The sequence below is a fragment of the Mesorhizobium sp. WSM4311 genome, assembly GCF_002295115.1.
In the GTDB taxonomy this organism is placed as follows: domain Bacteria; phylum Pseudomonadota; class Alphaproteobacteria; order Rhizobiales; family Rhizobiaceae; genus Mesorhizobium.
In genome coordinates this window covers 246,192-269,470 of the sequence record NZ_NSFV01000009.1, presented here as the reverse complement: position 1 = coordinate 269,470, position 23,279 = coordinate 246,192, and the positions used below count along the sequence as shown (strand labels likewise).

Below are 23,279 nucleotides of genomic sequence, written 5' to 3'. Positions count from 1 at the left end.
ACACCCTCAAATCGTCGCGCCGTTGGCGAGCAGCCTGTCCAGCTGGCCTTCGGCCTCCAACTCGTGGAGATCGTCGCAGCCGCCGACATGCGTGTCGCCAATGAAAATCTGCGGAAAGGTCGTTCGGCCGTGGGCTCGCGAGATCATCTCCTGGCGCAGTTCCGGCGAAAACGAGGCGTCATGCTCGGTATAGGTGACGCCCTTGCGCTCCAGCAGCCGCTTGGCCGCCGTGCAGTAGCCGCACATCATGCGCGTATAGATCGTGACATCGACCATGACGAATTTCCGCTTCTGTTGCCGACTTATATAGTCACGGACTCGTCCGCCCGGAAGTCCCCCGGCAGCACACGCGCGAAGGTCAGCACGTCGACGGCGGCGGCACCTCCCTTTTTCAGCGCCTTGGTGGCCGCGCGCACGGTGGCGCCCGTGGTGTAGACGTCATCGATCAGAAGCACCCTGCGGCCGGCGATCTCGATCTCCGCCTCGGCAGGCACGCGGAAGGCGGCTCGCACATTCTCCTCGCGCTCCTGCCGCTCGAGCCCGACCTGCTGGCGGGTGAGTTTTACGCGCCGCATGGCGGAAGGCGCGAAAGACAGGCCGCTGAGCTCACAAACCGCACGCGCCAGTTCCGCCGGCTGGTTGAAGCGCCGCCGGAAAAAACGCCGCCAGTGCAGCGGCACCGGCACCACCACATCGGCTTCGGCGATGAGATCGGCGCCTGCGCGCACCATCCAGCGCGCCATCCAAGGCGCCAGATCGGTGCGATCCTGGTATTTCAGCCCTTGCACCATCTGGCGGGCAACGCCGGAATAGGCGACGGCTGCCCGCGCCCGCTCGAAGGGCGGCGGATCCGCGATCGCCTCGGCCGACAGAAAACCCTCGCCCATATGGTGGGTGAACGGCGTGCCCATCACCGGGCACCAGGGCCGTTCCAAGAGCCGCAGCTTTGGCCAGCAGGCGCCGCACAGCACGCCCGGCTGCGAGACATGCCGGCGGCAACCGGCACAGACCGGCGGAAACAGCATGCGCGCCGGCCAGCCCAGGGCCGATCGTGCGAGGTTCCTGATCCCGATGGACTTGATCTCTGGCATCGGATCGGCCACGTGGTTGGTTCTCCGCACCGAGTGTACCAAGTATATCAGGGCGTGGACAAACAAGGATCCACCCGTTGCAGCCTATTATGGATACCTCTTTGTGGCTGGCGCACAAGCGGCGCGCGCTCAGCCATCCTGTCGACGGCGCCGATTTCCTGATGAACCGTGCCGCCGAGGACCTTGCCGACCGGCTGGGTGCCGTCGAGCGGCGGTTCGGCAAGGCGGCGGTGCTGTTTTGCCAGACGCCGGCCGCGGCCGATGTGCTCGCCGCGAGCGGTAAGGTGGCGGAGATCGTCCGCGTCGAGACGGACGCCGTCTTCCTGATGGGTGCCGTCGGCCTCGTCGCGCCGCTGGAAACCGTGCCGTTCGAGCCGGCAAGCCTCGATCTGGCGGTATCGCTTCTGTCGCTACAGGCGATGAACGACATTCCCGGCATGCTAATCCAGATCCGTCGCGCGCTGCGGCCGGACGGGCTCTTTCTCGGCGCCTTCGCCGGCGCCGGCACGCTCGGCGAGTTGCGTGAGAGCCTGCTTGCCGCCGAGACCGAGCTTTACGGCGGCGCCAGCCCCCGCGTCATCCCCTTTACCGACGTGCGCGACGCCGGTGCGCTACTGCAGCGCGCCGGTCTTGCCCTGCCGGTCGCCGATGTCGAGACCGTGACGGTGCGCTATGCCAATTTGTTTGCCTTGATGGCCGATCTGCGCGCCATGGGCGAAACCAGCGCCCTCACCGATCGCAGCCGGCGGCCGGGCACACGCAGACTGTTTGCGCGTGCCGCGGAAATCTATGCCGAGCGGTTTTCCGACGCCGACGGCCGGATCCGCGCAAGTTTCTCGATGGTCTGGATGTCCGGCTGGGCGCCCGATGCATCGCAGCAGAAACCGCTGAAGCCGGGTTCAGCCAAAGTCTCGCTGAAGACGATACTGGAAGCCCCCGACGGGCAATGATCGGGTCAGCCGCGGACAGCCGGATCAGGGTGCGAACGCGTTCGCAAGCCGGCTGCCATTGTCGCTGAACAGCCAGGTGATCGAGTTGAACACCTGACCGATGCCGGCGACGATGGTCAGCGACAACACAGCGATGATCAAGCCATATTCAACCGCCGTGGCGCCGGTTTCGTCTTTCAGAAAATGCAGCAGCACTGGTTTCATCACCTCGATCCCCTCGCCGAGGACCTTACCGCCGACCTGTTAAGAAAGGTTAACGGCAAAGCCTTAACAGGCGGTGAAACCGCCAACTCTTGCAAATTCCAACCATGTCAGCAGTCGCCGCTGGTTCTGCCATCGGAGCCGATGATGCAGACCGAATCGGGCTGCGCCTGCAGCACGCTGCGCCGCACCGTATAGGTGGTGCGATGGCCGATCGAGCCGGTGGCCGTCATGTCGAGACCACCGGGAAAATCATCGCGCGCCGATTGCGAGCGCGTCTGGCTGTCGAGGTATGGGGTCGCGATCAGCGCCACCGCCACCGCGGCCGAGCCGAACAGCAGTGTCACGCGCAGGATGCCCATGCCCGCATCGGCGGCACGAAAGCCGCGGTCGGGCCGGATCGAATCCCAATCCCTGTCCAGGCTCATCCTATCGCTCCCCCGCCAATCCGCGACGCGGCCGCGACGACGCGGCCATGCATCAATTTTTCATGATGAGATAAATCTTCCATTAACGCTGGCTGATATGGGCGGTGGCCCGCTCCTCAGAGCAACTCCAGGAAAACGTGTGAAGCGGTTTTCCCGGGAAAGCGCGGAGCGCTTTCCCTTGGGAATTGCGTCAAGACAAATCCTCAGAGCAGATCGATCAGGAACGGAATCAGCGGCGCGTCGGCCGGCGGCATCGGATAGTCACGCATCTGCTTCGGCCGTACCCATTTCAGCGCCTGCCCTTCCCGGGGCTGGGCAATGCCGCGGAAGCGGCGGCAGACAAACAGCGGCATCAACAGATGGAAGCCGTCATAGGAATGGCTGGCGAAGGTAAGCGGCGCCAGGCACGGGATTTCGGTCTCGATGCCGATCTCCTCGTGCAATTCGCGGATGATGCATTGTTCCGGCGTCTCGCCGGGCTCGACCTTGCCGCCGGGAAATTCCCACAGGCCGGCAAGCTGCTTGCCCTCGGGCCGCTGCGCGAGCAGCACGCGGCCGTCGGTATCGACAAGCGCGCAGGCCGCGACCAGGAGCAGGCGCTTGCCGGTATTGGCCGGATCATTCATGCCCAATTTCACTCATGACCGGGCGGCCGGCGATAATGGTAGCGATAGACTTCCTCGAAGCCGAGCGACCGATAGAGCGCCAGAGCCGGCACATTGCCGGCCTCGACCTGCAGCCAGGCTTCCCGCGCGCCGCGCAGCCGTGCCCATTTCAGCGCCGACCGGATCAGGTTGCTGCCATGGCCCTTGTTGCGCGCGGCCTTGTCGGTGGCGACTTCGAACAGGCCGGCGAGATCGCCGTCATGCACGCAGATCAACGTCGCCAGCGCCTCCGCCCCATCTTCCAGTGCGAACAGCCCGGCCTCGGGCTGGATGGCGCCGATGATCTCCGACAGGCCGGGCCGCAGCGAAACGTCCGAGCCGCTGACCTTGAGCGACGCGCCGATGAAGCGGCTGATGTCCTTGAGCGGAATCTGGTCCATGGCGGCATCGAGCTGGGCGTCGGCCAGCGGCAGCCGCATAACCAGCGATTCGTCGAACCGGCTCCAGCCCTCCTTGTCGAGATGGCCGGCAAGATCGGGACCCGACAGCGGCGACATGCGGAACGTCAGCGGCCTGCCATAGGCGTCGAAACGGCGGCTGGCGCGGCCGATGCGGTCGGCTATGTGCTGGATGTCGCCGGGATCGAGCGGGTTGACCGAATTCAACCGCTTCGCCGGATGGCCGGCGGTGAGCCGCACCACCCAGGTGCCGTCATAATGGACGGCGGCCGCCGGCCAGGCGCGAAAGCCGGCCGCCTCGTAGCGGCGCACGATCGCAAGCATGCTTGCCGGATGCCTGGAAGCCAAAACCATCAGCTCCGATAATCGCCGTTGATGGCGACATATTCTTTGGTGAGGTCGCAGGTCCACACCGTCGCCTTGCCGCGGCCAATGCCGATATCGGCACGGATGCGGATATCGTCGCGCTTCATGTAGGCCGAGGTCTCTTCTTCCGAATAGGCCGGATCGCGCTCGCCCTCATGCGCCAGCCGGTTGTCACCGAACCAGATCGACAGCCGGTCGCGGTCGGCGGGCTCGCCGGCCTTGCCGACGGCCATGACGACACGGCCCCAATTGGCGTCCTCTCCGGCGACCGCCGTCTTGACCAGGGGCGAATTGGCGATCGACAGCGCGATGCGCTTGGCCGAGCGGGCCGATTTCGCGCCAGTGACGGTGACTTCGACCTGCTTGCGGGCGCCCTCGCCGTCGCGCACCACCTGCAGCGCCAGCGACTTCAGCACCTTGCCGAGCGCCCGGCGGAACTGACCGAGCCGTGCGTCGTTCGGGTCGGTGATTTCGGGCGCACCGCGCTTCGCCGCCTTGCCGGTGGCGAAGATCAGCAGCGTGTCGCTGGTCGAGGTGTCGCTATCGACGGTCACCGCGTTGAAGGTCTTGGCCGTGCCGCGCGACAGCAGATCCTGCAGCACAGGGGCCGCGATCGGCGCGTCGGTGGCGATGAAGGACAGCATCGTCGCCATGTCGGGCGCGATCATGCCGGCGCCCTTGGAGATGCCGTTGATGGTGACCTCGGTATCGCCAAGCTTGACGGTCTGCGTCGCCACTTTCGGATAGGTGTCCGTGGTCATGATGGCCTTCGCCGCCTCGGTCCACAGGTCGGGCTTGCCAACGCTGACCAGTCCGGCGAGCAGGTGGCTGAACTTGGTCGCGTCGAGCGGCTCGCCGATGACACCGGTCGAGGCCAGGAAGACCTCCCCTGCCGTGCAGCCGGCAGCCTTTGCCGCCGCCTCGCCGGTCAGCGCGGTGGATTCGCGGCCCTTCCTGCCGGTGAAGGCGTTGGCATTGCCGGAATTGACGACCAGCACCCGCGCCTTGCCGGCGGCAAGGTTCTGGCGGCAGAAATCGACCGGCGCCGAGGGGCATTTCGACCTGGTGAACACGCCGGCGACCGCGGTGCCGGCATCGAACACCATGGCCAGCAGGTCGGTGCGGTTCTTGTACTTTATCCCCGCTTCGGCGGTGGCGATGCGCACCCCTTCAATGACAGGCATCTTGGGGTACTTCTTCGGCGCGAGCGGCGAAATCGTCGTGGACATGGGGACCTCGGGCGGGAAAATCGCAAGGGAAGGCCGGTTTGCCCGATACGGCGCGCGGGCGCAAGGGCGTTTTCGCCGCGCCTGCCGGGGCGGCGAACCACGCCGGATTAAGCCTGCATTTCAAGTCTGTTGGCATCGCCGGGCCCTGTGACGCTATGATCGCGCCCATGGGCAGGCTCGCGATCCTCGCTTGGGCATTTCTGGGACTGTTGCTGCTGAGCGCCGACGCTGAGCCGGCGCGGCGCGTGGCTCTCGTCATCGGCAACGGCACCTATGCCGAGGCCGGCACGCTGGCCAATCCGGTCAACGACGCGCTCGACATCGCCGACAAGCTGCGCTCCATCGGTTTCGAGGTCATCGAAGGCAACGATCTCGGCAAGCGCGAGCTCGAACGCAGCATCGGCGAATTCTCCGATGCGCTCCAAGGCGCGGGCGTCGGGCTTTTCTACTATGCCGGCCACGGCCTGCAGGTCGACGGGCGCAACTACATCGTGCCGGTCGACGCCAGGCTCGACATGCCGGTGAAACTGCAGCTCGAAGCCGTGCCGATCGACGAAGTCCTCGACATCATGGAACAGCAGACCACGGTCAGCCTGGTGTTTCTCGATGCCTGCCGCAACAACCCGTTTGCGCGCAGCATGAGCCGCGCCGCCACCACGCGCTCGGCGACGGCGCTCGCCGGCCTGGCGCAGTTCGATTCGACGCGCGGCTCCTTCATCGCCTTCTCGACGGCGCCGGGCGCGGTCGCCATGGACGGCACCGGGCGCAACTCGCCCTTTGCCGCCGCCCTGTTGCGGCACATCGCCGAGCCCGGCCAGAGCATCAACGACATGATGATCGCGGTGCGCCGCGACGTCGTTTCGCAAACCCGAAGGCCAGCGCCCCTGGGAGCAGGGCTCGCTGCTCGAACGCTTCGAATTCGTCCCGGGTGAAGGCCCTGCCCCGAAACCCAAGCCGGCGGCCGAGCCGGCGCCGGCTCCACAGGTCGCTGCACTTGAACGCTCCGTGGGTGACGACAAGACTTCGATCGAACAATTCCTGCGCCGGGATTATCTGACGCCGGACACCAAGACGATGGCTGAAACGGTCAAGCGGATCTACGGCGCGTCGGCCACCATTTTCGGCACACGCTACGACGCCGATGCCATCGTCAAGGTGAAGACCGACTGGTTCGCGCAGTGGTCCTCGTGGTCGCTCGGGCTGGAACCCGGCAGCCTGGAGATCACGCCGCATGGCGAGGACCGCGCCGACGCCGCCTTTGCCATGCGCTACGACTACGTGCCGAAGGACAAGTCGGCGGCACGGCTGACCGGCAAGGCGCGCGTCACGCTCGGGCTGGTCAAGGCCGTGGAGGGATGGCGCATCGAATCCGAAACCTCGCAGGCGACGCAATGATGCGCTGACCCGGGGCGCGAATTCACGGGCTTTGGCGCGACATGAATTCGGTGCCGAAACTGAGCAGTGCAGCAACCGGCAGCGCCAGGCCGATCCAGGACACCAGTGGCCAGCCGCCTTGCGCATAGGCCCAACCGCCGACGCCCGAGCCGATCGCGCCGGCGATGAAGAACGTCGCCATGTAGAGTCCGTTCAGGCGGCTGCGATGCGCGGCGCCGAGCGCGAACAGGTCCCGATAGCCGAGGACAAGGTTGGTCTGCACGCCGAAGTCGAGCACGATGGCGGCGGCGACCAGCAGCGCCAACGAAAGCGTCGAACCGCTATGGGCGATATGGGTTACAAGAAAGGCGGCGGCGACGCACAGCATGGCAAAGGCTGTCGCCGGGCGGCTCCATCCGCGGTCGGCGACCCTTCCGGCGAGCGGCGCGGCGATTGCGCCGGCGACGCCCGCCAAAGCGAACAGGCCTATGCCGCGCTGCGTCAAGCCAAAATCGGGTCCGGCCAGCAGCAGCGGCGTCGTCGTCCAGAACAGGCTGAAGGCCGCGAACAGGAAGGCCTGATAGAGAGCCCGCCGCCGCAGGACCGGTGTCGAGCGCGCAATCTGTACCATGGACGCCAAAAGCGCGCCGTAGCTCAGACGCGCCGTCGGCACGCGCCTGGGCAGCGCGAACCGCAGCACCACGGTCAGCACGATCATGACGGCGCAAGAGGTGAAGTAGACGACATGCCAGGACGAGAGCGCGGTGATGAAGGAGGAAAACGGCCGTGACAGCATTATGCCCAGCAACAATCCCACCGAGACATTGCCGACCACGCGGCCACGCCTGGCTTCCGGCGCCAGGTGGGCCGCATAGGGGATAAGGGTCTGCACCGCGACCGAGCCAAGGCCGACAAAAAGCATCGCGGCCAGAAATGCCGCCGGCTGCGTTGAAATCGCCGCGCCCAGCAAGGCCAGCGTCGCAACGGCGAGTATGCCAAGCACGAGCCTGCGGTTCTCGACGAGGTCGCCAAGCGGCACGATGAACAGCAGGCCCACCCCGTAGCCAATCTGCGCCATCGTAACGATCAGGCCAGCCGCATGCGGGGGCAGGCCAAGTTCGGCGCCGATCGGGCCAATCAATGGCTGTGCGTAATAGATATTGGCGACGATCAGCCCGCAGGCGGCAGCCAGCAAGAAGGTGATCCAACTCGAAATTGTCGTCTCGGCGGGTGCGGAGCCGGATGCGATAATGGTTGTCATGGTGATGTCCATCGGAACGAAACGTTTCGTTGAATAGAACGAACCGTTCCGTTTCGTCAAGCAATGATGTATGAACGTCTCTTGGCGTCAGCGTATGTTGCGGCCAAATGACTTCATTTGGCGCCAGCAGGAACGCTGCAAGGAAAACGACCGCTTTTGCTCCCGGATGGCCGGCCTCCAGCTGGCGAATGCGGGCGAAGGCAACGGTTGCAGTTGGGTTGTCGTAGCCGACCCGCAACCGCTTCAGGAGGAACGGCTCATGGGCGAAATCGCCGATCCGGCACGCAAATCGATTGGCGCCAGGCGCAATCCCGACAGCGCCGAAGCCATTCTGGAGGCTGCCGAAGCTGTGCTGGTCGAGGCCGGCTATGCCGGCTTCTCGATCGAGGCGGTGGCGCGCCGCGCCCGTGCCGGCAAGCCGACCATCTACCGCTGGTGGCCGAGCAAGGCGGCACTGCTGCTCGAAGTCTACCAGCGCCAGAAGCGCGTCGACATTCCCGATACGGGAAGCCTGGAGGAGGATCTCGTCGGCTTCCTGGTCAATCTGTTCACGCACTGGCGCGAGACATCGTCGGGCAATGTTTTCAAGTCGCTGATCGCCGAGGCACAGTCGGATGAAACCGCGGCGGCCGCCCTGGCCGGCTATGCCGGAGCGCGTCGCACCCACACTGGCCAGATCATCGAGCGCGCCAAGGCGCGGGGCGAGATCGCCGGCGATATCGATGCGGGCGTGGTCGCCGATCTCATCGCTTCCTACGCCTGGCGGCATCTCCTGACCAACCGGCTCGACGAGCCCGAGGCAACGATACGCAAGATGGTCCGCTATCTCCTGCAAGGCATAGCAGCCGGCAGATAGCGGTATGCCGGTCAAAAAAAAGGCGCGGCAACCCTTGGCTGCCGCGCCCTTTTGAAACTCAATCAGGCTTACTTGCCGGCTTCCATTGTGTCGACGGCCTGCTTCAGCTTGGCGTCGGGGATCTCGACCTTGGCGCCGGCGCGCAGCGACTTGACCAGCGCGAAATACTTGTCGCGGATGACTGCCTGCTTGGCCTGGTCCTTGACGTCGTCGAAGGCCGGCGGCTGCTTGGCGCGCTTGTCCTCGAGCTTGATGACATGCCAGCCGAACTGCGTCTGCACGGGCTGCTCGGTATATTTGCCGACCTCGAGCGCGAGGGCCGCCTTGTCGAACTCCGGCACCATCTGGCCGGGTCCGAACCAGCCGAGATCGCCGCCATTGGACTTGCCCGATGGATCGCTGGTGTGCTCGTTGGCGAGCTTCTGGAAATCGCCGCCGCCGTCGAGCTGCTTGATGATCGCCTCGGCCTCTTCCTTCGTCTTCACGAGGATGTGACGGGCATGCACCTCGTTGACCGGCGGCGTGTTGGCGATTTCCTGGTCGTAGCGGGCGCGGATCTCGGCGTCGGTGACCTTGTTGACGACGCCCTTCTCGACCATCTCGCCATGCAGCGCGCGCTGCTGCAGGAAGGCCATGCGGCGCTGGAAGTCGGGATCCTTGTCGAGGCCGTCGGTAACGGCCTTGGCGGCCATGACGCGGATCTCGATGGCCGCCGAAAGGGCAGCCGCGCGGCGCTGTTCGGGCGGCAGCTGCGCGAACTGCTGCGACAGCTCGCCCTCGGCAAGCACCAGGTCGGCTTCGGTCAGGGGCTGGCCATTGACGGTGGCGACCACGGCATTGGGGTCGACCGGCGCCGCCGCGGGTGCGGCCGGAGCAGCAGGAGCGGCCTCCTGCGCCATGACGGGCGACAGGCAAAGAGCCGACAGGCCGAAGGCCAGGCCAAGGCTGGCAAGCGACGCACGGCGGAACAACAAGGGCATAAGGATGACTCCGGTGGAGGATTGTAAGGAGGGGTGGCTTCCAGATCAGCCAGATTGTGGCGGAATTTGGCGCGACCGGCAGGGCCAGCGCGGCGTTGACATCAGTTGAGCCCCCTCTTATCTGTCCAACGACTTTGCGTCCAGAACCGTTTTCCGGGCGCTTTTTGTGTTTGCCCGTATTCAGGCGGTGCGATCACGCGGATTTGATGGGGCCGGCCGGCGCCTGTCTCAAGATTGAGAATTCTATCGAAAGGACCATTGGATGGTCAGTCTCGGCGGTCTCGCCCGTAAGGTTTTCGGTTCCTCCAACGACCGTCGGGTCAAATCGACCCGGCCCCGTGTCGAGGCGATCAACGCCATGGAAAACGAGATGCGGGCGCTCTCCGACGCCGAACTCGCGGGGCGTACGGAAAAATTTCGCCAGGACATCGCCAATGGCGCCACCCTCGACGACCTTCTGGTCCCGGCCTTCGCCACCGCGCGCGAGGCGGCACGCCGTGTGCTCGGCATGCGTCCCTTCGACGTCCAGCTGATCGGCGGCATGGTGCTGCACAATGGCGGCATCGCCGAGATGCGCACCGGCGAGGGCAAGACCCTGGTCGCGACACTGCCGGTCTACCTCAACGCGCTCGCCGGCAACGGCGTCCATGTCGTCACCGTCAACGACTATCTCGCCACCCGCGACTCCGAATGGATGGGCCGCGTCTACAAATTCCTCGGCCTCTCGGTCGGCGTCATCGTCCACGGCCTGTCCGACGAGGAGCGCCGCGTCGCCTACGCGTCCGACGTCACCTACGCCACCAACAACGAGCTCGGCTTCGACTACCTGCGCGACAACATGAAGTACGAGCGCGCCCAGATGGTCCAGCGCGGCCACAATTACGCGATCGTCGACGAAGTCGATTCCATCCTGGTCGACGAGGCGCGCACGCCGCTGATCATTTCCGGTCCGCTCGAGGACCGCTCGGAAATGTACAACACCATCGATACTTTCATCATCCAGCTGCAGCCGCAGGATTATGAGATCGACGAGAAGCAGAAGACCTCGATCTTCACCGAGGAAGGCACCGAGAAGCTGGAGAACCTGCTGCGCGATGCCGACCTGCTGAAGGGCGAGTCGCTCTATGACGTCGAGAACGTCGCCATCGTCCACCACGTCAACAACGCGCTGAAGGCGCACCAGCTGTTCCAGCGCGACAAGGACTACATCGTGCGCAACGGCGAGATCGTCATCATCGACGAGTTCACCGGCCGCATGATGCCCGGCCGCCGCTATTCGGAAGGCCTGCACCAGGCGCTGGAAGCCAAGGAGCATGTGGCGATCCAGCCGGAGAACCAGACGCTCGCATCCGTCACCTTCCAGAACTACTTCCGCCTCTACAAGAAGCTGTCCGGCATGACCGGCACGGCGCTGACCGAGGCTGAGGAATTCGGCAACATTTACGGTCTCGAAGTCACCGAGATCCCGACCAATCTGCCGGTCATCCGCAAGGACGAGGACGACGAGGTCTACCGGACGGTCGAGGAGAAGTACAAGGCGATCGTCAAGGAGATCCGCGAGGCCAGCGCCAAGGGCCAGCCGACGCTGGTCGGCACCACCTCCATCGAAAAATCCGAGCAGCTGGCCGAGCGCCTGCGCAAGGAAGGTTTCAAGGACTTCGAGGTGCTGAACGCCCGCCACCACGAGCGCGAGGCGGCGATCGTCGCCCAGGCCGGCAAGCCCGGCGCCATCACCATCGCCACCAACATGGCCGGCCGCGGCACCGACATCAAGCTCGGCGGCAATGCCGAGATGCGCATCGCCGACGAACTGGGCGACATGCCGGAAGGCCCGGAGCGCGAGGCGCGGGAAAAGGAAATCAATGACGACGTCGAGCGCCTGAAGGAAAAGGCGCTGGCCGCCGGCGGCCTCTACGTGCTCGCCACCGAGCGCCATGAATCGCGCCGCATCGACAATCAGTTGCGCGGCCGTTCCGGCCGTCAGGGCGACCCGGGCCGTTCGAAATTCTTCCTGTCGCTGCAGGACGATTTGATGCGCATCTTCGGCTCCGAGCGCATGGACGGCATGCTGCAGAAGCTCGGCCTCAAGGAAGACGAGGCGATCATCCACCCCTGGATCAACAAGGCGCTGGAAAAGGCGCAGAAGAAGGTCGAGGCGCGCAATTTCGACATCCGCAAGAACCTGCTGAAGTATGACGACGTCTCCAACGACCAGCGCAAGGTGGTGTTCGAGCAGCGCATCGAGCTGATGGACGGCGAAGGCCTCTCGGAAACCATCACCGAGATGCGCGAGGGCGTCATCGACGAGATCGTCGCCAAGGCGATCCCCGAAAACGCCTATGCCGAACAGTGGGATGTCGCCGGCCTCAAGGCCGAGGTCGCCGAATTCCTCAATCTCGACCTGCCGGTCGAGGACTGGGCCAAGGAAGAGGGCATCGCCGAGGACGACATCCGCGAGCGCATCACGGCTGCCGCCGACGCCGCCGCCAAGGAGCGCGCCGAGCGCTTCGGCCCCGAAGTGATGAACTATGTCGAGCGCTCCGTGGTGCTGCAGACGCTCGACCATCTGTGGCGCGAGCACATCGTCAACCTCGACCACCTGCGCTCGGTCGTCGGCTTCCGCGGCTACGCGCAGCGCGACCCGCTGCAGGAGTACAAGGGCGAGGCGTTCGAGCTGTTCCAGGCGATGCTGGGCAATCTGCGCCAGGCCGTCACCGCGCAGCTGATGCGCGTCGAACTGGTCCGCCAGGCCGCCGAAGCCCCGCCGCCGGAAGCGCCCGACATGTTCGGCACGCATATTGACGGCACCACTGGCGAGAACGATTTCGAAGGCAGCGAAACCGCCGTCCTGGTGCGCCAGGAGCAGAGCGCCGTCGTCGCCCCCGAGGACCGCGACCCGAACAACCAGGCGACCTGGGGCAAGGTCGGCCGCAACGAAGCCTGCCCCTGCGGCTCCGGCAAGAAGTACAAGCACTGCCACGGGGCCTTTGCGTAAGGACGCGCTCTTCCTTCTCCCCGTCACTATCCGGGGGTGAGGCGTGGTCCGCGCAGCGGACGAAAAGCCAATTGCTTGGCTTTTCGAACGACGAACGCCCGGAGCGATAGCGAAGGGCCGGGTGCCCGAAGGGCGGATGAGGGGCGGCGCTGAGCTCCGTGATTAGCCCAAATCTCCAATTGATGAGATGACATTCCGGGCCCGGCAAAGCCCGGTGCGTTCGTAGATAATTCTTCCCGAACTTCCCGCATCAGCAGAAATTCTCGAAGCCGGCGCTGCCCCTCTTCCGCCTGCCGGCACCTTCTCCTGCTCACGGGACGAAGGACGCCCACCCACGTTTTCTTAATGTGTCTCCGCTACACCAACGCCTGAAAAAGAGGCGGAAAACGGAGAGAGATCGGGGTGCGCTTTTCCGCGGCCACGACTGCCGGGCGGTTCTTGCCGCAGCGTTTGGCGCTGCGCGTCGGGCCGTTGCTTGGCCGCATCGACGCCGTGCTGTTCACCGCCGATGAGCGTGGCGAGGCCGGCCGCATGTCGGTCATCGCCTTCTCCATCCGCATCGTCAGCGCCGTCATCGCCTTCATCAGCCAGGTGCTGATGGCGCGCTGGATGGGCTCGTTCGAATACGGCATCTTCGTGCTGGTCTGGGTGACGATGGTGATCGTCGGCAACCTCGCCTGCCTCGGCTTCCACACCTCGGTCATTCGCTTCATCCCCGAATACCGCGAGCGCGGCCTGATGGATGAACTGCGCGGCATCGTCGTGGCCAGCCGCCTGTTCGTGCTGATCGCCTCCACCATCATTGCCGGGCTCGGCGCGCTCGGCGTCTGGCTGGCGGCGCCCTGGATCGAAAACTATTACGTGATCCCCTTCATCCTCGGCGTCATCTGCTTGCCGATGATCGCGCTGTCGGATCTGTTGCAGGGCCAGGCCAGGGCGAACAGCTGGGCGCTGTTTGCCCTGTCGCCGACCTATCTGATACGGCCGGTGCTGATCCTGCTGTTCATGGCGCTGATGCTGTTCGCCGGCTACGCGGCCGATGCCAGGACGGCGATCTTCGCCTCGATCGGCGCCACCTATGTTACCACGCTCGCCCAGCTGGTCGGCGTCACGCACCGCATGGAAAGGCAGATCCCGGCCGGGCCGATGAAGGTGCATTTCGCGCAATGGTTCATCGTCTCGCTGCCGATCTTCCTGGTCGAAAGCTTCTTCTTCCTGCTCACCAATGCCGACGTGCTGATGGTCGGCGCCTATATGGATCCCAACGACGTCGCCGTCTATTTCGCCACGGTCAAGACGCTGGCTCTGGTGCATTTCGTCTATTTCGCCGTCAAGGCCGGTGTCGCCCAGCGCTATGCGCAATTCACCCATGGCGAGCCGGAAAAGCTTGCCGTCTTTGCCCGCGAGACGGTGTCGTGGACCTTCTGGCCCTCGCTGCTGATGGCGCTGCTGGTGCTGGCGCTGGGCAAACCCATGCTGGTGCTGTTCGGCCCCGAATTCACGTCGGGCTATCCGCTGCTGTTCCTGCTCGTCTTCGGCGTCGTGGCGCGCGCCGCTGTCGGCCCTTGCGAAAGCCTGCTCACCATGAGCGGCAACCAGAACATCTGCGCCGCCGTCTATGCCATGACACTGGCCTTCAACATCGGCCTCAACGTGGTGCTGATCCCGCATTTCGGCCTGTGGGGCGCCGCCATGGCCACCGCCTTCGCCATGATCTTCGAGGCCGGCGCGCTGTCCTTCACCGTCTGGCGCAAGCTCGGCATCGTCATGGCGATCTTCGTGCCTGCCAAAGGAGCCGCCTGATGGTCGCCATCCCGTTGCTCGAGGAGACCAGCGGCGGCACCGCCGGCGCCATGGTGTCCGGCCTTGCCGGGCTGGCGCGCGATCCCGATCCCGCCCATATCGAAATCCTCGCCAACAACCGGCCGGAGCGCAAGCTTGCCATCTACCCGGCGTCCGCCGGCTTCGACCTGGTCGAGGAGCTGGATTACCTGTGCGCCCGCACGATCGAGCCGAACGTCTTCTTCAACCCGCGCTTCCTGGCGCCGGCCATGCCCCGGCTGGAGGATCGCGAGGTGCGGCTGGCGGTGATCCGCGACGGCGACGAATACCGCAACCGGCTGCGCCTGCTGGTGCCGATCTCGGTGGAGCGTCCGGTGGTGCCGCTCGGCGTTCCGGTGATGCGCACCTGGTCGAGCCCGTTCGGTCCGCTTGGCACGCCGCTGATCGACCGCGACGATCCGGTCGGCGTCGTCGAGGATTTCTTCTCGATGCTGTCGCGCCCGCACCTCAAGCTGCCGAAAGTCTTCGTGCTGCCCGACATCAGGCTCGACGGTCCGGTGGCGAGCCTGCTTGACACCGTGGCCGAGACGCGCGGCCTGACGCTGGTCACCACCGGCCAGACCCCGCGCCCCGTTCTGGAGAGCGAGCTCGACGGCGACGACTACCTCAAGGCTTCGCTGCGCCCGCACCATTATCGCGAGTTCCGCCGCCTGAAGCGGCGCCTTGCCGACCTCGGCAGGCTGGAGCATGTCGTGGCGCGCGGCCCCGAGGAGATCCGCCACGCCATCGAAGGTTTCCTGACGCTGGAAGCCTCCGGCTGGAAGGGCCGTGAGCGCACCGCCATGGCGATCGACCGCTTCCGCGCCGCCTTTGCCCGCGAGGCAGTGCACCGGCTGGCCGAACAGGACATGTGCCGCATCCATTCGCTGACGCTCGACGGCCGCTCCATCGCTTGCCTGATCGTCTTCGTCGAGGCCGGCGTCGCCTATACCTGGAAGACGGCCTATGACGAGACGCTGGCCGCCTATTCGCCGGGCACGCTGCTGATGATCGAGGTCACCCGGCAGCATCTCGACGATCCCAACATCATGATGACCGATTCCTGCGCGGTGCCGGATCATCCGGTGATGAGCCGGCTGTGGGCCGAGCGCAAGCCGATCGGCACGCTGGTGATCGGGCTGACCCCGGACGCCGACCGGCTCGCCCGCCAGGCCGCCTCGCAGCTGCATCTCTACCGCGAGACCCGCAACATGGCCCGCCTGCTGCGCAACCGCATGAAGAGCCTGCTGAGACGGCGATAGCCATGATCCCGAACCTTCGTGGCCGCCGACGCCATGCCGCGACCTCCGCCCCCGGATTGACTGCGGGAAATCGGCCGACATCCGGTCCGGTGCAACGCATCGCCCGAAGGCTGATCGCACGGCACGATTTCACCCTCGCGGGCATTGTCGTGGGCCTTTGGGTTCTGTCGGGTCTTGCCTCGGCGGCCCATGCTGCCAATGCGTCGGTCTTCCTCGAAGACCAGACCTGGACCGAACTGCGCGATCGGATCAGCGCCGGGACGACGACGATCATCGTCCCGATCGGCGGCACCGAACAAAGCGGTCCTGCCATGGCCTTGGGCAAGCACAATGTGCGGGTCAAGTTCCTGGCCGAGAAGATTGCCGGTCAACTCGGCAACGCCTTGGTCGCCCCGGTGATCTCCTATGTCCCGGAAGGAACCATCGACCCGCCGAGCGCCCATATGCGGTTTCCCGGAACGATTACCATCAGCGACAAGATTTTCGAGCAATTGCTCGAATCCGCGGCGCGCAGCTTCAAGCTGCACGGCTTCAGGACCATCGTGCTGATCGGCGACCATGGCGGCTATCAGGCCGACGAGCGCCATGTGGCCGATCGTCTGAATGCCGAATGGAGCAAAAGCCCGGTCCGGGTCTTTGCGGCGCTGCAATACTATCAGATCACCCAGGGCGCCTATGTCGACAGGCTCCTGTCGGCCGGCGCGAGGCAGTCCGAGATCGGAACCCACGCCGGATTGGCTGACACATCGCTGATGCTCGCCATCGACCCTTCCATGGTGCGCAAGGATCGCCTCGCGGCGGCGCCGAAGCTCGGCGCCGACGACGGCGTCTATGGTGGCGACCCGACACGATCGTCGGCCGAGTTTGGTCAACTCGGCGTCGACCTGATCGTCAACGGGACGACCGAAGCGATCCGCGAATTCGCAAGACAGCAGCCCAAATGATCAAGCCATATCCACGGTTCACGAGCTTCCGCGCCCTGCTCGTTTTGTTGCTTGCCCTCTCGCCGGCATCGGCTTGGGCCGGCTCGTGCCCGGAGGATTGCAGCGAGCCGCCGCCTGCCGGCTCTCCGGTCAATATCTACGACCAGACAACCTCTGATCATTTGAGCCCGGCCACGACAGGCGCGCTGCCGCGCGTCTATGTTCCGAACCGCTCGTCCAACAGCGTATCGGTCATCGACCCCGCGACGCTCAAGGAGGTCGACAGGTTCCCTGTCGGGCGCAAGCCGCAGCACGTCGTTCCGGCCTGGGATCTCAGGACGCTCTGGGTCGCCAACAACGCCAGCGGCACCAGCAAGGGCAGCGTGACGCCGATCGACCCCAAGACCGCCAGGCCGGGTCACGAAATCCCGGTCGATGACCCCTACAACATGTACTTCATGCCGGATGGAAGTGCGGCCGTCATCGTCGATGAGGCCTATCAGCGGCTTGATCTGCGCGATCCGCAGACCATGGCGCTGAAGTCATCAATACCGACCCCGACCTGTCCCGGCATCAACCATGCCGATTTCTCCGCCGACAATGCCTACGCCATATTCACCTGCGAATACGGCGATGGCGGACTGTTGAAGGTGGACCTGAAAAACCAGAAGGTGCTCGGCCACCTCGCTTTGTCGAAGATGGGCATGCCGCAGGACATCCGGCTTTCGCCCGACGGCAAGGTCTTCTATGTCGCCGACATGATGAACGACGGCGTGTTCCTGATCGACGGAGACAGCTTTTCCGAGATCGGCTTCATCGCCACCGGCATCGGAACGCACGGCTTTGTCGTGAGCCGCGACGGGACAAAACTCTACGTTTCAAACCGCGGCTCACACAAGATGGAGCAAGGCCGTGCAAAGGGGCCGGGCAGCGTGACCGTCATCGACTTCGCCACCCGTTCGGTCGTCGCGCAATGGCCAATACCCGGTGGCGGCAGCCCCGACATGGGCAATGTCAGCGCCGACGGCAGGCAATTGTGGTTGTCCGGCCGCTTCGACAGCGAGGCCTACATGATCGACACCACCTCGGGCGCCGTGACGAAAATCCGGGTCGGCGTCGAGCCGCATGGTCTGACGGTCTGGCCGCAGCCCGGCAGATATTCGCAGGGCCATACCGGCAACATGCGGTAGCGTTGCGGTTGCGGAAAAAATTGGTGCCCCTAGCCGGGATCGAACCAGCACTCCTTGCGGAACTCGATTTTGAGTCGAGCGCGTCTACCAATTCCGCCATAGGGGCTCAGGCCGGGCGGCCTGGATGGGCGCGGACTATACGGTCGGAGGCCTGTTCGTCAACTGGCCAAATCTCGAGATCACCAGGATGCGACCAATCTTCGCCTTTTGATTTCGTGACCGCGCTGCCATTGTGCGTCGCGGAAAATCTTTCTAGACAGGCGGCGCATCAAAGCGAGGCGCGTCCCGGCGGATGGATGGCGCGCTTTGGGTTTTTTGTTTTGTGCATGCCATTGCCCCGAAATCGCTGCGCACCGTTTGGGCGACACGCATAGGAGTGCCGATGCTTCGCGGACTTTACGACTGGACCTTGTCGCTGGCGGCCAGGAAATCCGCGGAATGGTGGCTTGCCATCATCGCCTTCATTGAAAGCTCGTTCTTCTTCGTGCCGGCCGATGTACTCTATCTTCCGATGGCGTTGGCACGCCCCGACCGCGCCTACCGCTATGCGCTGACCGCCACCGCCGCCTCGGTGCTGGGCGGCATCGCCGGCTGGATGATCGGCTATTTCGCCTACGACACCATCGCCCGTCCGATCCTGGAGCATTTCGGCGGCCTGGAGACCTTCGAGCGCTGGCAGAATTCTGGCGTCGGTCTGATGCTGGTGCTGCTTGTTACTTCCGGTCTCGCGCACCTGCCGCCAATCAAGGTCGTCACCATCCTTGCCGGCGCCCTGCACGTCAATTTGCTGATCTTCATCATCTCGGCCATCGTCGCTCGCGGCGCGCGCTTCCTGCTCCTGGCCTGGCTGCTGCGGCGCTATGGCGAATCGATCCGCGAATTTATCGAAAAGCGCCTCGGGCTGATCGCAGGCGCCGCGGCGGCTGCCCTGATTTTGCTCTATATCATCGTCAAATACGCGTTCTAAGCGGGCCGGACCAACGGACAAAAGACCCATGACAGCGACCATGAATGCCGACACCGGACGCCAGCGGACACGGACCGCCCTGTTTCTCGCCGTCGCCATGGCCGCGACCGTCGGCTCGGCGCTCGGCTTCCAGTATATTGGCGGCTATATCCCCTGCCATCTCTGCCTCGAGCAGCGCACGCCCTATTATATCGGCGCGCCGCTGATGGTGCTGGCGGTGATCGCATCGATGCTGCGGGCGCCGGCCTGGCTGACGCGCGGCTTGCTGGGCATTGGCGGCCTGTTGATGCTCTACGGCCTCTATCTCGGCGTCTATCATTCCGGAGTCGAATGGCAGTGGTGGGCCGGTCCGACCGACTGCACGGCGGGCGCCGGCCCGGTCGACACCGGCGGCAAGGGCGTGCTCGACGCGCTCGACAAATTCGTGCCGCCGTCCTGCGACAAGGCGGCTCTGCGCATCCTGGGCCTGTCGCTGGCGGGCTGGAACGCCATCGCCAGCCTCATCCTGGCCGCCGTCGCCTTCCGCGGTGCGCTGGCCCGCGATTGACGCGGATCGGGGCGATTTTCAGACCTGCTCGACGCTGAGGATGTTCATGGCTCCGTGTTCTCCAAGATACACGGCGAGACAGTCCCAGAATTCGTCGAGCAGCGCCTTTCCGTCGGCGTCAAAGTCATTTCTTGCGACAAGCAGAAGTTTCCCGTCGGCATAGGTACAGCTGGGCTGCCGGTGCCAGGTTCGGCCAGCGCGGAACTCTTGCTCTATATCGACGGCGGCTCGCGGGCCTAGCGTCGGCGCAACGTCATGGCACTCGATGGTGATCTTGTACATGCGTCGGCCAATCGGCTCTGCTCACCGACACTATGGTTCCAGCTCGACATCCCAGTAGAGATAATCCATCCAGCTTTCATGAAGATGGTTCGGCGGGAACAGGCGGCCGTTGTTGTGCAGATCATGCACGGTCGGCTGATAGGGCTTCTGCAGCGGCCACATCTTGGCATGCGCCGGCATCATGCCGCCCTTCCTCAGATTGCAGGGCGAGCAGGCGGCGACGACATTCTCCCAGGTCGTCGCACCGCCGCGATGGCGGGGGATGACATGGTCGAAGGTCAGGTCGTCGGGCGTGCCGCAATACTGGCACTGGAAGCGGTCGCGCAGGAAGACGTTGAAGCGGGTGAAGGCCGGGTGCCTGGACGGCTTCACATAGGCCTTCAGGCTGACCACGCTCGGCAGCTTCATCGAGAAGGTCGGCGAGGACACCGCATGCTCGTATTCGGCGACGATGTTCACACGGTCGAGGAACACCGCCTTGATGGCGTCCTGCCAGGACCAGAGCGACAGGGGGTAGTAGCTGAGCGGACGGTAATCCGCGTTCAGCACCAGTGCTGGAAGCCCATCCGGAGATACGGCAACCGTCACGTGTTTACCTCCTTGGTTCTAGACCCGAACGGCGCGGATACTGTAAGCCCGACATGACAGGGATGTGAAGCGGATTGTCGCTTGCCCAAAGCGTCAAAAAACCCCGATTTTTATGCTTTTTTGTAGATTCAGGACGGCGGCGCGGCATCCCTGCCCCTGGTTTCGCGATAATAGGACCAGAAAAGCCGCGATGCGACACCTCGCCACGGGCTCCATGATTCGGCCAATGCGATCAGTGTTTTCTCCGGCGGACGCGGGTCGATACCGAGCGCATGGCCGACCGCGCTTTGCAGCGCAACGTCACGCGCGGGGAAAATGTCGGGGTGCCCGGCGGCAAACAGAAGGTACACTTCCGCCGTCCACGGACCGATACCGGGCACCGCCGTCATCGCGGTGATCGCCTCGGTCGCGTCGAGCGAACAGAGGTGATTGAGGTCGAGCCCGTCGGCCACCGCCTGGGCAACCGCGATCAGTCCGCGCTGCTTGGGCCGCGACAGGCCTGCCTCGCGAAACATGTCCTCGCCGGCGGCCAGGATCGCCTGCGGCGTCAGCGGATCGACGAGCTTCGTCAGCCGGCCGAAGATGGCGTCGGCGCTCGCCCGCGACACTTGCTGCGAGACGACGATCGAGGCCAGGCTCCTGAATCCCGGCTCCGAAAGCCGGAGCGGCACCTCGCCGGCCATGCCGCGCACCTTTTCCAGGCGCGGGTCGATGATGCAAAGCGCATCGAGCCCCCGCGCAATGTCGTCCAGTGTCGCGATGCGTTGCATGGTATCCTTGTCCACCAATGTGCAGCAAAGTAGCAACCGCCAAAAGCACAGCACAACCCGATTGCCGCCTCAGACATGACGCTCCTGACATTCCGCTTCGCGCCCAGCCCCAACGGAGAACTGCATCTCGGCCATGCCTATTCGGCGCTGCTCAACCAGAAGCTCGCGCAGACCCACGACGGCCGCCTGCTGCTGCGCATCGAGGACATCGACACCACGCGCTGCACGCCGCAATTCGAAGCCGGCGTGCTTGCCGACCTGAAGTGGCTGGGCCTTGGCTGGGAAGAGCCGGTGCGCCGCCAGTCGGAGCATTTCGCAGAATATCAGGCGGTGCTCGACCGGCTGATCCGCGAGGACCTCGTCTACCCCGCCTTCATGAGCCGTGGCGAGATCAGGGCCTTCATAGCCGACAGCGAAAAGCGCGGGCGTGACTGGCCGCGCGATCCCGATGGCGTGCCACTCTATCCTCCGTCCGACAAGGCGTTGCCGCTCAAGGAACGCAAACGGCGTATCGCCGAAAACGAGCCCTTCGCCTGGCGACTTGATGTCGATGCCGCTGTTGCACGCGTAGGCAGGGACCTCGCATGGACCGAATTCAGCGATGAGACACTATCGGCGACGCGCTCGGTCGAGGCCCGCCCGCAGGACTGGGGCGACGTGATCGTGGCGCGCCGCGACATCCCGACCAGCTACCACCTGGCCGTCATTGTCGACGACGCCCTGCAAGCGGTCAGTCATGTCGTGCGTGGGCAGGACCTGTTTTCCGCCACCGGCGTGCAGCGCCTGCTGCAGGAATTTCTTCGGCTTCCGCAACCCGCCTATTTCCACCATCGGCTCATCCTTGGGCCGGACGGGCGGAAACTGTCGAAAAGCCTTGGCGACATCGGCCTTGGCAAGCTGCGCGAGGCCGGCGCATCGCCTGACGACGTCAGACGGATGGTCGGTCTCTGAGCCGGTGGAGCTCTGGGCACGCGTGACGAATCCGCCACCGATTGAATTCCGGTGATGCATGGATCAATCGTTTCGTTTTGCGCGCCGGGTAGAACGGGATTAGAGCAGCGCCACGGTCAGTTTTTCACCAGCGTGGCGGTCTCCGGAAAATGCAAAGCATCAAGCGGTTCATCCCCGCCACCTTCGTCGTCCTGTGGGCAACGGGCTTCATCGGCGCGCGCTATGCCATGCCATGGGCGGAGCCGTTCACCTTCCTCGCCGCCCGTTTCGTCATAGCGGCCATCCTGCTGGCAGCCCTGATGCCCGTTCTGGGTTCGAAGCGAGCCACCCGCAAGGAGGCGCTACACGCCACCGGCGCCGGCGTGCTGATGCATGGCGTCTATCTCGGCGCCGTCTTCTGGGCCATCCACAGGGGCATGCCGGCCGGGTTTTCGGCCCTGATCGTCGGCCTGCAGCCGCTGATCACCGCAGTGCTTGCCGGCAAGTTCCTGGGAGAAGCGATCCTGCCGCGCCACTGGCTCGGCCTTGGCATTGGCCTGATCGGCATCGTCATCGTGCTGTGGCCAAAGCTTGGCGCGCTCGGTGGTGGCGTGACCGCGGCGACGCTGACCGCCTCGCTGGTCTCGGTGCTCGGCATGAGCGCCGGCACCATCTGGCAGAAGCGTTTTGCTTCCGGCGGCGACCTCGTCGCCGCGACCATGTGGCAATATGTCGGCGGCGCCTCGCTGATGATCCTGGCCGCGCTCGCCTTCGAAACGCACACCGTCACCATCAACGGCGAACTGATCTTCGCCATGGCCTGGCTGGTGCTGGTGCTGTCGCTCGGCGCCATCTTCCTGCTGATGGTGATGATTCGTGACGGTGAAATGTCGAAAGTCGCCTCGCTGTTCTACCTGGTACCGGCGGTGACGGCGGTCATCGCCTGGGCACTGTTCGACGAACAGCTCAACGCGCTGCAGATCGTCGGCATGGCGATCACCACCTTCGGCGTCGGCCTGGCGACGGCGCGGCCTGCCAAGGGAAGAATTGAGGGATTGAAAAGAACTGAGGAATTGAGGAATTGAGGAACTGAGGAATTGAGGAATTGAGGAATTGAGGAATTGAGGAATTGAGGAATTGAGGAATTGAGGAAGAAGCACACGGCGCCAGATATGGCCCCTTTTTTCTTCAATTCTCCAGTTCTT

At 64.6% G+C, this 23,279-nt stretch carries 25 protein-coding genes and 1 tRNA gene; 13 read left to right on the top strand and 13 right to left on the bottom strand.

Features of this window, described 5'->3' with window-relative positions; translation table 11 throughout:
• Positions 1-6 precede the first annotated feature (6 nt).
• Together grxC and CK226_RS24205 are read right to left on the bottom strand one after the other, a co-directional pair.
• On the bottom strand, positions 7-276 hold the full coding sequence (gene grxC / locus CK226_RS24210; protein WP_095772303.1) for a glutaredoxin 3: 270 nt from the start codon (positions 274-276) through the stop codon (positions 7-9).
• A gap of 26 nt (positions 277-302) precedes the next feature.
• Positions 303-1,103: a ComF family protein gene (locus CK226_RS24205; protein WP_095793251.1), complete on the bottom strand. Its 801-nt coding sequence runs from the start codon at positions 1,101-1,103 to the stop codon at positions 303-305.
• Between the two features lie 65 nt (positions 1,104-1,168).
• Here CK226_RS24205 and CK226_RS24200 point away from each other — a divergent pair, with 65 nt between their 5' ends.
• Positions 1,169-2,041 (top strand): methyltransferase domain-containing protein, encoded by an 873-nt coding sequence (locus tag CK226_RS24200; RefSeq protein ID WP_095793250.1) that lies wholly within the window; start codon positions 1,169-1,171, stop codon positions 2,039-2,041.
• Between the two features lie 24 nt (positions 2,042-2,065).
• Here the strand turns inward: CK226_RS24200 and CK226_RS24195 are convergent, their stop codons facing one another.
• From CK226_RS24195 to argJ, 5 genes are all read right to left on the bottom strand, one after another.
• Positions 2,066-2,245: a Flp family type IVb pilin gene (locus CK226_RS24195; RefSeq protein WP_095793249.1), complete on the bottom strand. Its 180-nt coding sequence runs from the start codon at positions 2,243-2,245 to the stop codon at positions 2,066-2,068.
• Between the two features lie 107 nt (positions 2,246-2,352).
• Entirely contained in the window at positions 2,353-2,670 is a 318-nt protein-coding gene (locus tag CK226_RS24190; protein WP_095793248.1) for a hypothetical protein, read from the bottom strand.
• Between the two features lie 203 nt (positions 2,671-2,873).
• The gene (locus CK226_RS24185; RefSeq protein WP_095772298.1) at positions 2,874-3,296 is read right to left on the bottom strand and encodes a (deoxy)nucleoside triphosphate pyrophosphohydrolase; all 423 of its coding nucleotides are present in this window, start codon (positions 3,294-3,296) and stop codon (positions 2,874-2,876) included.
• Positions 3,297-3,304: 8 nt separating this feature from the next.
• Positions 3,305-4,057: a GNAT family N-acetyltransferase gene (locus tag CK226_RS24180; protein WP_095787856.1), complete on the bottom strand. Its 753-nt coding sequence runs from the start codon at positions 4,055-4,057 to the stop codon at positions 3,305-3,307.
• A 29-nt stretch (positions 4,058-4,086) separates the two neighbouring features.
• The gene (gene argJ, locus CK226_RS24175) at positions 4,087-5,328 is read right to left on the bottom strand and encodes a bifunctional glutamate N-acetyltransferase/amino-acid acetyltransferase ArgJ (RefSeq protein ID WP_095793247.1); all 1,242 of its coding nucleotides are present in this window, start codon (positions 5,326-5,328) and stop codon (positions 4,087-4,089) included.
• Positions 5,329-5,495: 167 nt separating this feature from the next.
• On the opposite strand from argJ, the gene CK226_RS35625 reads away from it, so the two are divergent.
• On the top strand, positions 5,496-6,260 hold the full coding sequence (locus CK226_RS35625) for a caspase domain-containing protein (protein ID WP_245437826.1): 765 nt from the start codon (positions 5,496-5,498) through the stop codon (positions 6,258-6,260).
• Between the two features lie 73 nt (positions 6,261-6,333).
• Positions 6,334-6,723 carry a hypothetical protein gene (locus CK226_RS35620; protein WP_245437825.1) on the top strand — a complete coding sequence of 130 codons (390 nt, stop codon included), beginning with the start codon at positions 6,334-6,336 and terminating at the stop codon, positions 6,721-6,723.
• A 22-nt stretch (positions 6,724-6,745) separates the two neighbouring features.
• On the opposite strand, the gene CK226_RS24165 is transcribed toward CK226_RS35620, so the two are convergent.
• A complete protein-coding gene (locus CK226_RS24165; protein ID WP_095793287.1) occupies positions 6,746-7,963 on the bottom strand; it encodes an MFS transporter in 1,218 nt (405 codons plus the stop codon).
• Between the two features lie 259 nt (positions 7,964-8,222).
• Between CK226_RS24165 and CK226_RS24160 the strand changes: the two genes are divergently transcribed.
• Positions 8,223-8,819: a TetR/AcrR family transcriptional regulator gene (locus CK226_RS24160; protein WP_095793286.1), complete on the top strand. Its 597-nt coding sequence runs from the start codon at positions 8,223-8,225 to the stop codon at positions 8,817-8,819.
• A 68-nt stretch (positions 8,820-8,887) separates the two neighbouring features.
• On the opposite strand, the gene CK226_RS24155 is transcribed toward CK226_RS24160, so the two are convergent.
• Positions 8,888-9,799, bottom strand: coding sequence for a peptidylprolyl isomerase (locus CK226_RS24155; protein ID WP_095787858.1), 912 nt, complete (start codon positions 9,797-9,799; stop codon positions 8,888-8,890).
• A 262-nt stretch (positions 9,800-10,061) separates the two neighbouring features.
• Here CK226_RS24155 and secA point away from each other — a divergent pair, with 262 nt between their 5' ends.
• From secA to CK226_RS24130, 5 genes are all read left to right on the top strand, one after another.
• Entirely contained in the window at positions 10,062-12,794 is a 2,733-nt protein-coding gene (gene secA / locus CK226_RS24150) for a preprotein translocase subunit SecA (RefSeq protein ID WP_095793246.1), read from the top strand.
• A gap of 402 nt (positions 12,795-13,196) precedes the next feature.
• Complete coding sequence (locus tag CK226_RS24145) at positions 13,197-14,597, top strand: lipopolysaccharide biosynthesis protein (protein ID WP_095793245.1); 1,401 nt, start codon at positions 13,197-13,199, stop codon at positions 14,595-14,597.
• A complete protein-coding gene (locus CK226_RS24140; protein ID WP_095793244.1) occupies positions 14,597-15,877 on the top strand; it encodes a GNAT family N-acetyltransferase in 1,281 nt (426 codons plus the stop codon). Before CK226_RS24145 ends, CK226_RS24140 begins: the two co-directional genes overlap by 1 nt.
• Before the next feature lie 89 nt (positions 15,878-15,966).
• Entirely contained in the window at positions 15,967-16,821 is an 855-nt protein-coding gene (locus CK226_RS24135) for a creatininase family protein (protein WP_245437824.1), read from the top strand.
• A complete protein-coding gene (locus CK226_RS24130; protein ID WP_095793242.1) occupies positions 16,818-17,990 on the top strand; it encodes a YncE family protein in 1,173 nt (390 codons plus the stop codon). The genes CK226_RS24135 and CK226_RS24130 overlap by 4 nt, the downstream gene beginning before the upstream one ends.
• Before the next feature lie 21 nt (positions 17,991-18,011).
• Here the strand turns inward: CK226_RS24130 and CK226_RS24125 are convergent.
• Positions 18,012-18,096 (bottom strand) — tRNA-Leu (locus CK226_RS24125).
• A gap of 276 nt (positions 18,097-18,372) precedes the next feature.
• Here CK226_RS24125 and CK226_RS24120 point away from each other — a divergent pair.
• Both CK226_RS24120 and CK226_RS24115 read left to right on the top strand, forming a co-directional pair.
• Positions 18,373-18,957 carry a YqaA family protein gene (locus tag CK226_RS24120; RefSeq protein WP_095772374.1) on the top strand — a complete coding sequence of 195 codons (585 nt, stop codon included), beginning with the start codon at positions 18,373-18,375 and terminating at the stop codon, positions 18,955-18,957.
• A 28-nt stretch (positions 18,958-18,985) separates the two neighbouring features.
• The gene (locus CK226_RS24115) at positions 18,986-19,504 is read left to right on the top strand and encodes a disulfide bond formation protein B (RefSeq protein ID WP_095772290.1); all 519 of its coding nucleotides are present in this window, start codon (positions 18,986-18,988) and stop codon (positions 19,502-19,504) included.
• Positions 19,505-19,522: 18 nt separating this feature from the next.
• Here CK226_RS24115 and CK226_RS24110 read toward each other — a convergent pair whose 3' ends face one another.
• The 3 genes from CK226_RS24110 to CK226_RS24100 all read right to left on the bottom strand — a co-directional run bounded on the left by CK226_RS24110 (position 19,523) and on the right by CK226_RS24100 (position 21,144).
• Complete coding sequence (locus tag CK226_RS24110; RefSeq protein WP_095787863.1) at positions 19,523-19,786, bottom strand: hypothetical protein; 264 nt, start codon at positions 19,784-19,786, stop codon at positions 19,523-19,525.
• A gap of 30 nt (positions 19,787-19,816) precedes the next feature.
• Positions 19,817-20,374 carry an HNH endonuclease gene (locus CK226_RS24105; RefSeq protein WP_010911702.1) on the bottom strand — a complete coding sequence of 186 codons (558 nt, stop codon included), beginning with the start codon at positions 20,372-20,374 and terminating at the stop codon, positions 19,817-19,819.
• A 128-nt stretch (positions 20,375-20,502) separates the two neighbouring features.
• On the bottom strand, positions 20,503-21,144 hold the full coding sequence (locus CK226_RS24100; protein ID WP_095788036.1) for a DNA-3-methyladenine glycosylase: 642 nt from the start codon (positions 21,142-21,144) through the stop codon (positions 20,503-20,505).
• A gap of 75 nt (positions 21,145-21,219) precedes the next feature.
• Here CK226_RS24100 and gluQRS point away from each other — a divergent pair, with 75 nt between their 5' ends.
• Positions 21,220-22,095: a tRNA glutamyl-Q(34) synthetase GluQRS gene (gluQRS, locus tag CK226_RS24095; RefSeq protein ID WP_095793241.1), complete on the top strand. Its 876-nt coding sequence runs from the start codon at positions 21,220-21,222 to the stop codon at positions 22,093-22,095.
• Positions 22,096-22,244: 149 nt separating this feature from the next.
• Positions 22,245-23,159, top strand: a complete 915-nt coding sequence (locus CK226_RS24090; RefSeq protein ID WP_095772288.1) for a DMT family transporter — start codon at positions 22,245-22,247, stop codon at positions 23,157-23,159.
• Positions 23,160-23,279 lie beyond the last annotated feature (120 nt).

What these genes read in the sequence shown, in the direction of transcription:
- grxC (WP_095772303.1), bottom strand. Translation starts at nt 276, where the DNA reads ATGGTCGATGTCACGATCTATACGCGCATGATGTGCGGCTACTGCACG.
- CK226_RS24195 (WP_095793249.1), bottom strand. Translation starts at nt 2,245, where the DNA reads ATGAAACCAGTGCTGCTGCATTTTCTGAAAGACGAAACCGGCGCCACG.
- CK226_RS24190 (WP_095793248.1), bottom strand. Translation starts at nt 2,670, where the DNA reads ATGAGCCTGGACAGGGATTGGGATTCGATCCGGCCCGACCGCGGCTTT.
- CK226_RS24185 (WP_095772298.1), bottom strand. Translation starts at nt 3,296, where the DNA reads ATGAATGATCCGGCCAATACCGGCAAGCGCCTGCTCCTGGTCGCGGCC.
- CK226_RS24180 (WP_095787856.1), bottom strand. Translation starts at nt 4,057, where the DNA reads ATGCTTGCGATCGTGCGCCGCTACGAGGCGGCCGGCTTTCGCGCCTGG.
- argJ (WP_095793247.1), bottom strand. Translation starts at nt 5,328, where the DNA reads ATGTCCACGACGATTTCGCCGCTCGCGCCGAAGAAGTACCCCAAGATG.
- CK226_RS35625 (WP_245437826.1), top strand. Translation starts at nt 5,496, where the DNA reads ATGGGCAGGCTCGCGATCCTCGCTTGGGCATTTCTGGGACTGTTGCTG.
- CK226_RS24165 (WP_095793287.1), bottom strand. Translation starts at nt 7,963, where the DNA reads ATGACAACCATTATCGCATCCGGCTCCGCACCCGCCGAGACGACAATT.
- CK226_RS24160 (WP_095793286.1), top strand. Translation starts at nt 8,223, where the DNA reads ATGGGCGAAATCGCCGATCCGGCACGCAAATCGATTGGCGCCAGGCGC.
- CK226_RS24155 (WP_095787858.1), bottom strand. Translation starts at nt 9,799, where the DNA reads ATGCCCTTGTTGTTCCGCCGTGCGTCGCTTGCCAGCCTTGGCCTGGCC.
- secA (WP_095793246.1), top strand. Translation starts at nt 10,062, where the DNA reads ATGGTCAGTCTCGGCGGTCTCGCCCGTAAGGTTTTCGGTTCCTCCAAC.
- CK226_RS24140 (WP_095793244.1), top strand. Translation starts at nt 14,597, where the DNA reads ATGGTCGCCATCCCGTTGCTCGAGGAGACCAGCGGCGGCACCGCCGGC.
- CK226_RS24130 (WP_095793242.1), top strand. Translation starts at nt 16,818, where the DNA reads ATGATCAAGCCATATCCACGGTTCACGAGCTTCCGCGCCCTGCTCGTT.
- CK226_RS24120 (WP_095772374.1), top strand. Translation starts at nt 18,373, where the DNA reads ATGCTTCGCGGACTTTACGACTGGACCTTGTCGCTGGCGGCCAGGAAA.
- CK226_RS24115 (WP_095772290.1), top strand. Translation starts at nt 18,986, where the DNA reads ATGACAGCGACCATGAATGCCGACACCGGACGCCAGCGGACACGGACC.
- CK226_RS24110 (WP_095787863.1), bottom strand. Translation starts at nt 19,786, where the DNA reads ATGTACAAGATCACCATCGAGTGCCATGACGTTGCGCCGACGCTAGGC.
- CK226_RS24100 (WP_095788036.1), bottom strand. Translation starts at nt 21,144, where the DNA reads ATGCAACGCATCGCGACACTGGACGACATTGCGCGGGGGCTCGATGCG.
- gluQRS (WP_095793241.1), top strand. Translation starts at nt 21,220, where the DNA reads ATGACGCTCCTGACATTCCGCTTCGCGCCCAGCCCCAACGGAGAACTG.
- CK226_RS24090 (WP_095772288.1), top strand. Translation starts at nt 22,245, where the DNA reads ATGCAAAGCATCAAGCGGTTCATCCCCGCCACCTTCGTCGTCCTGTGG.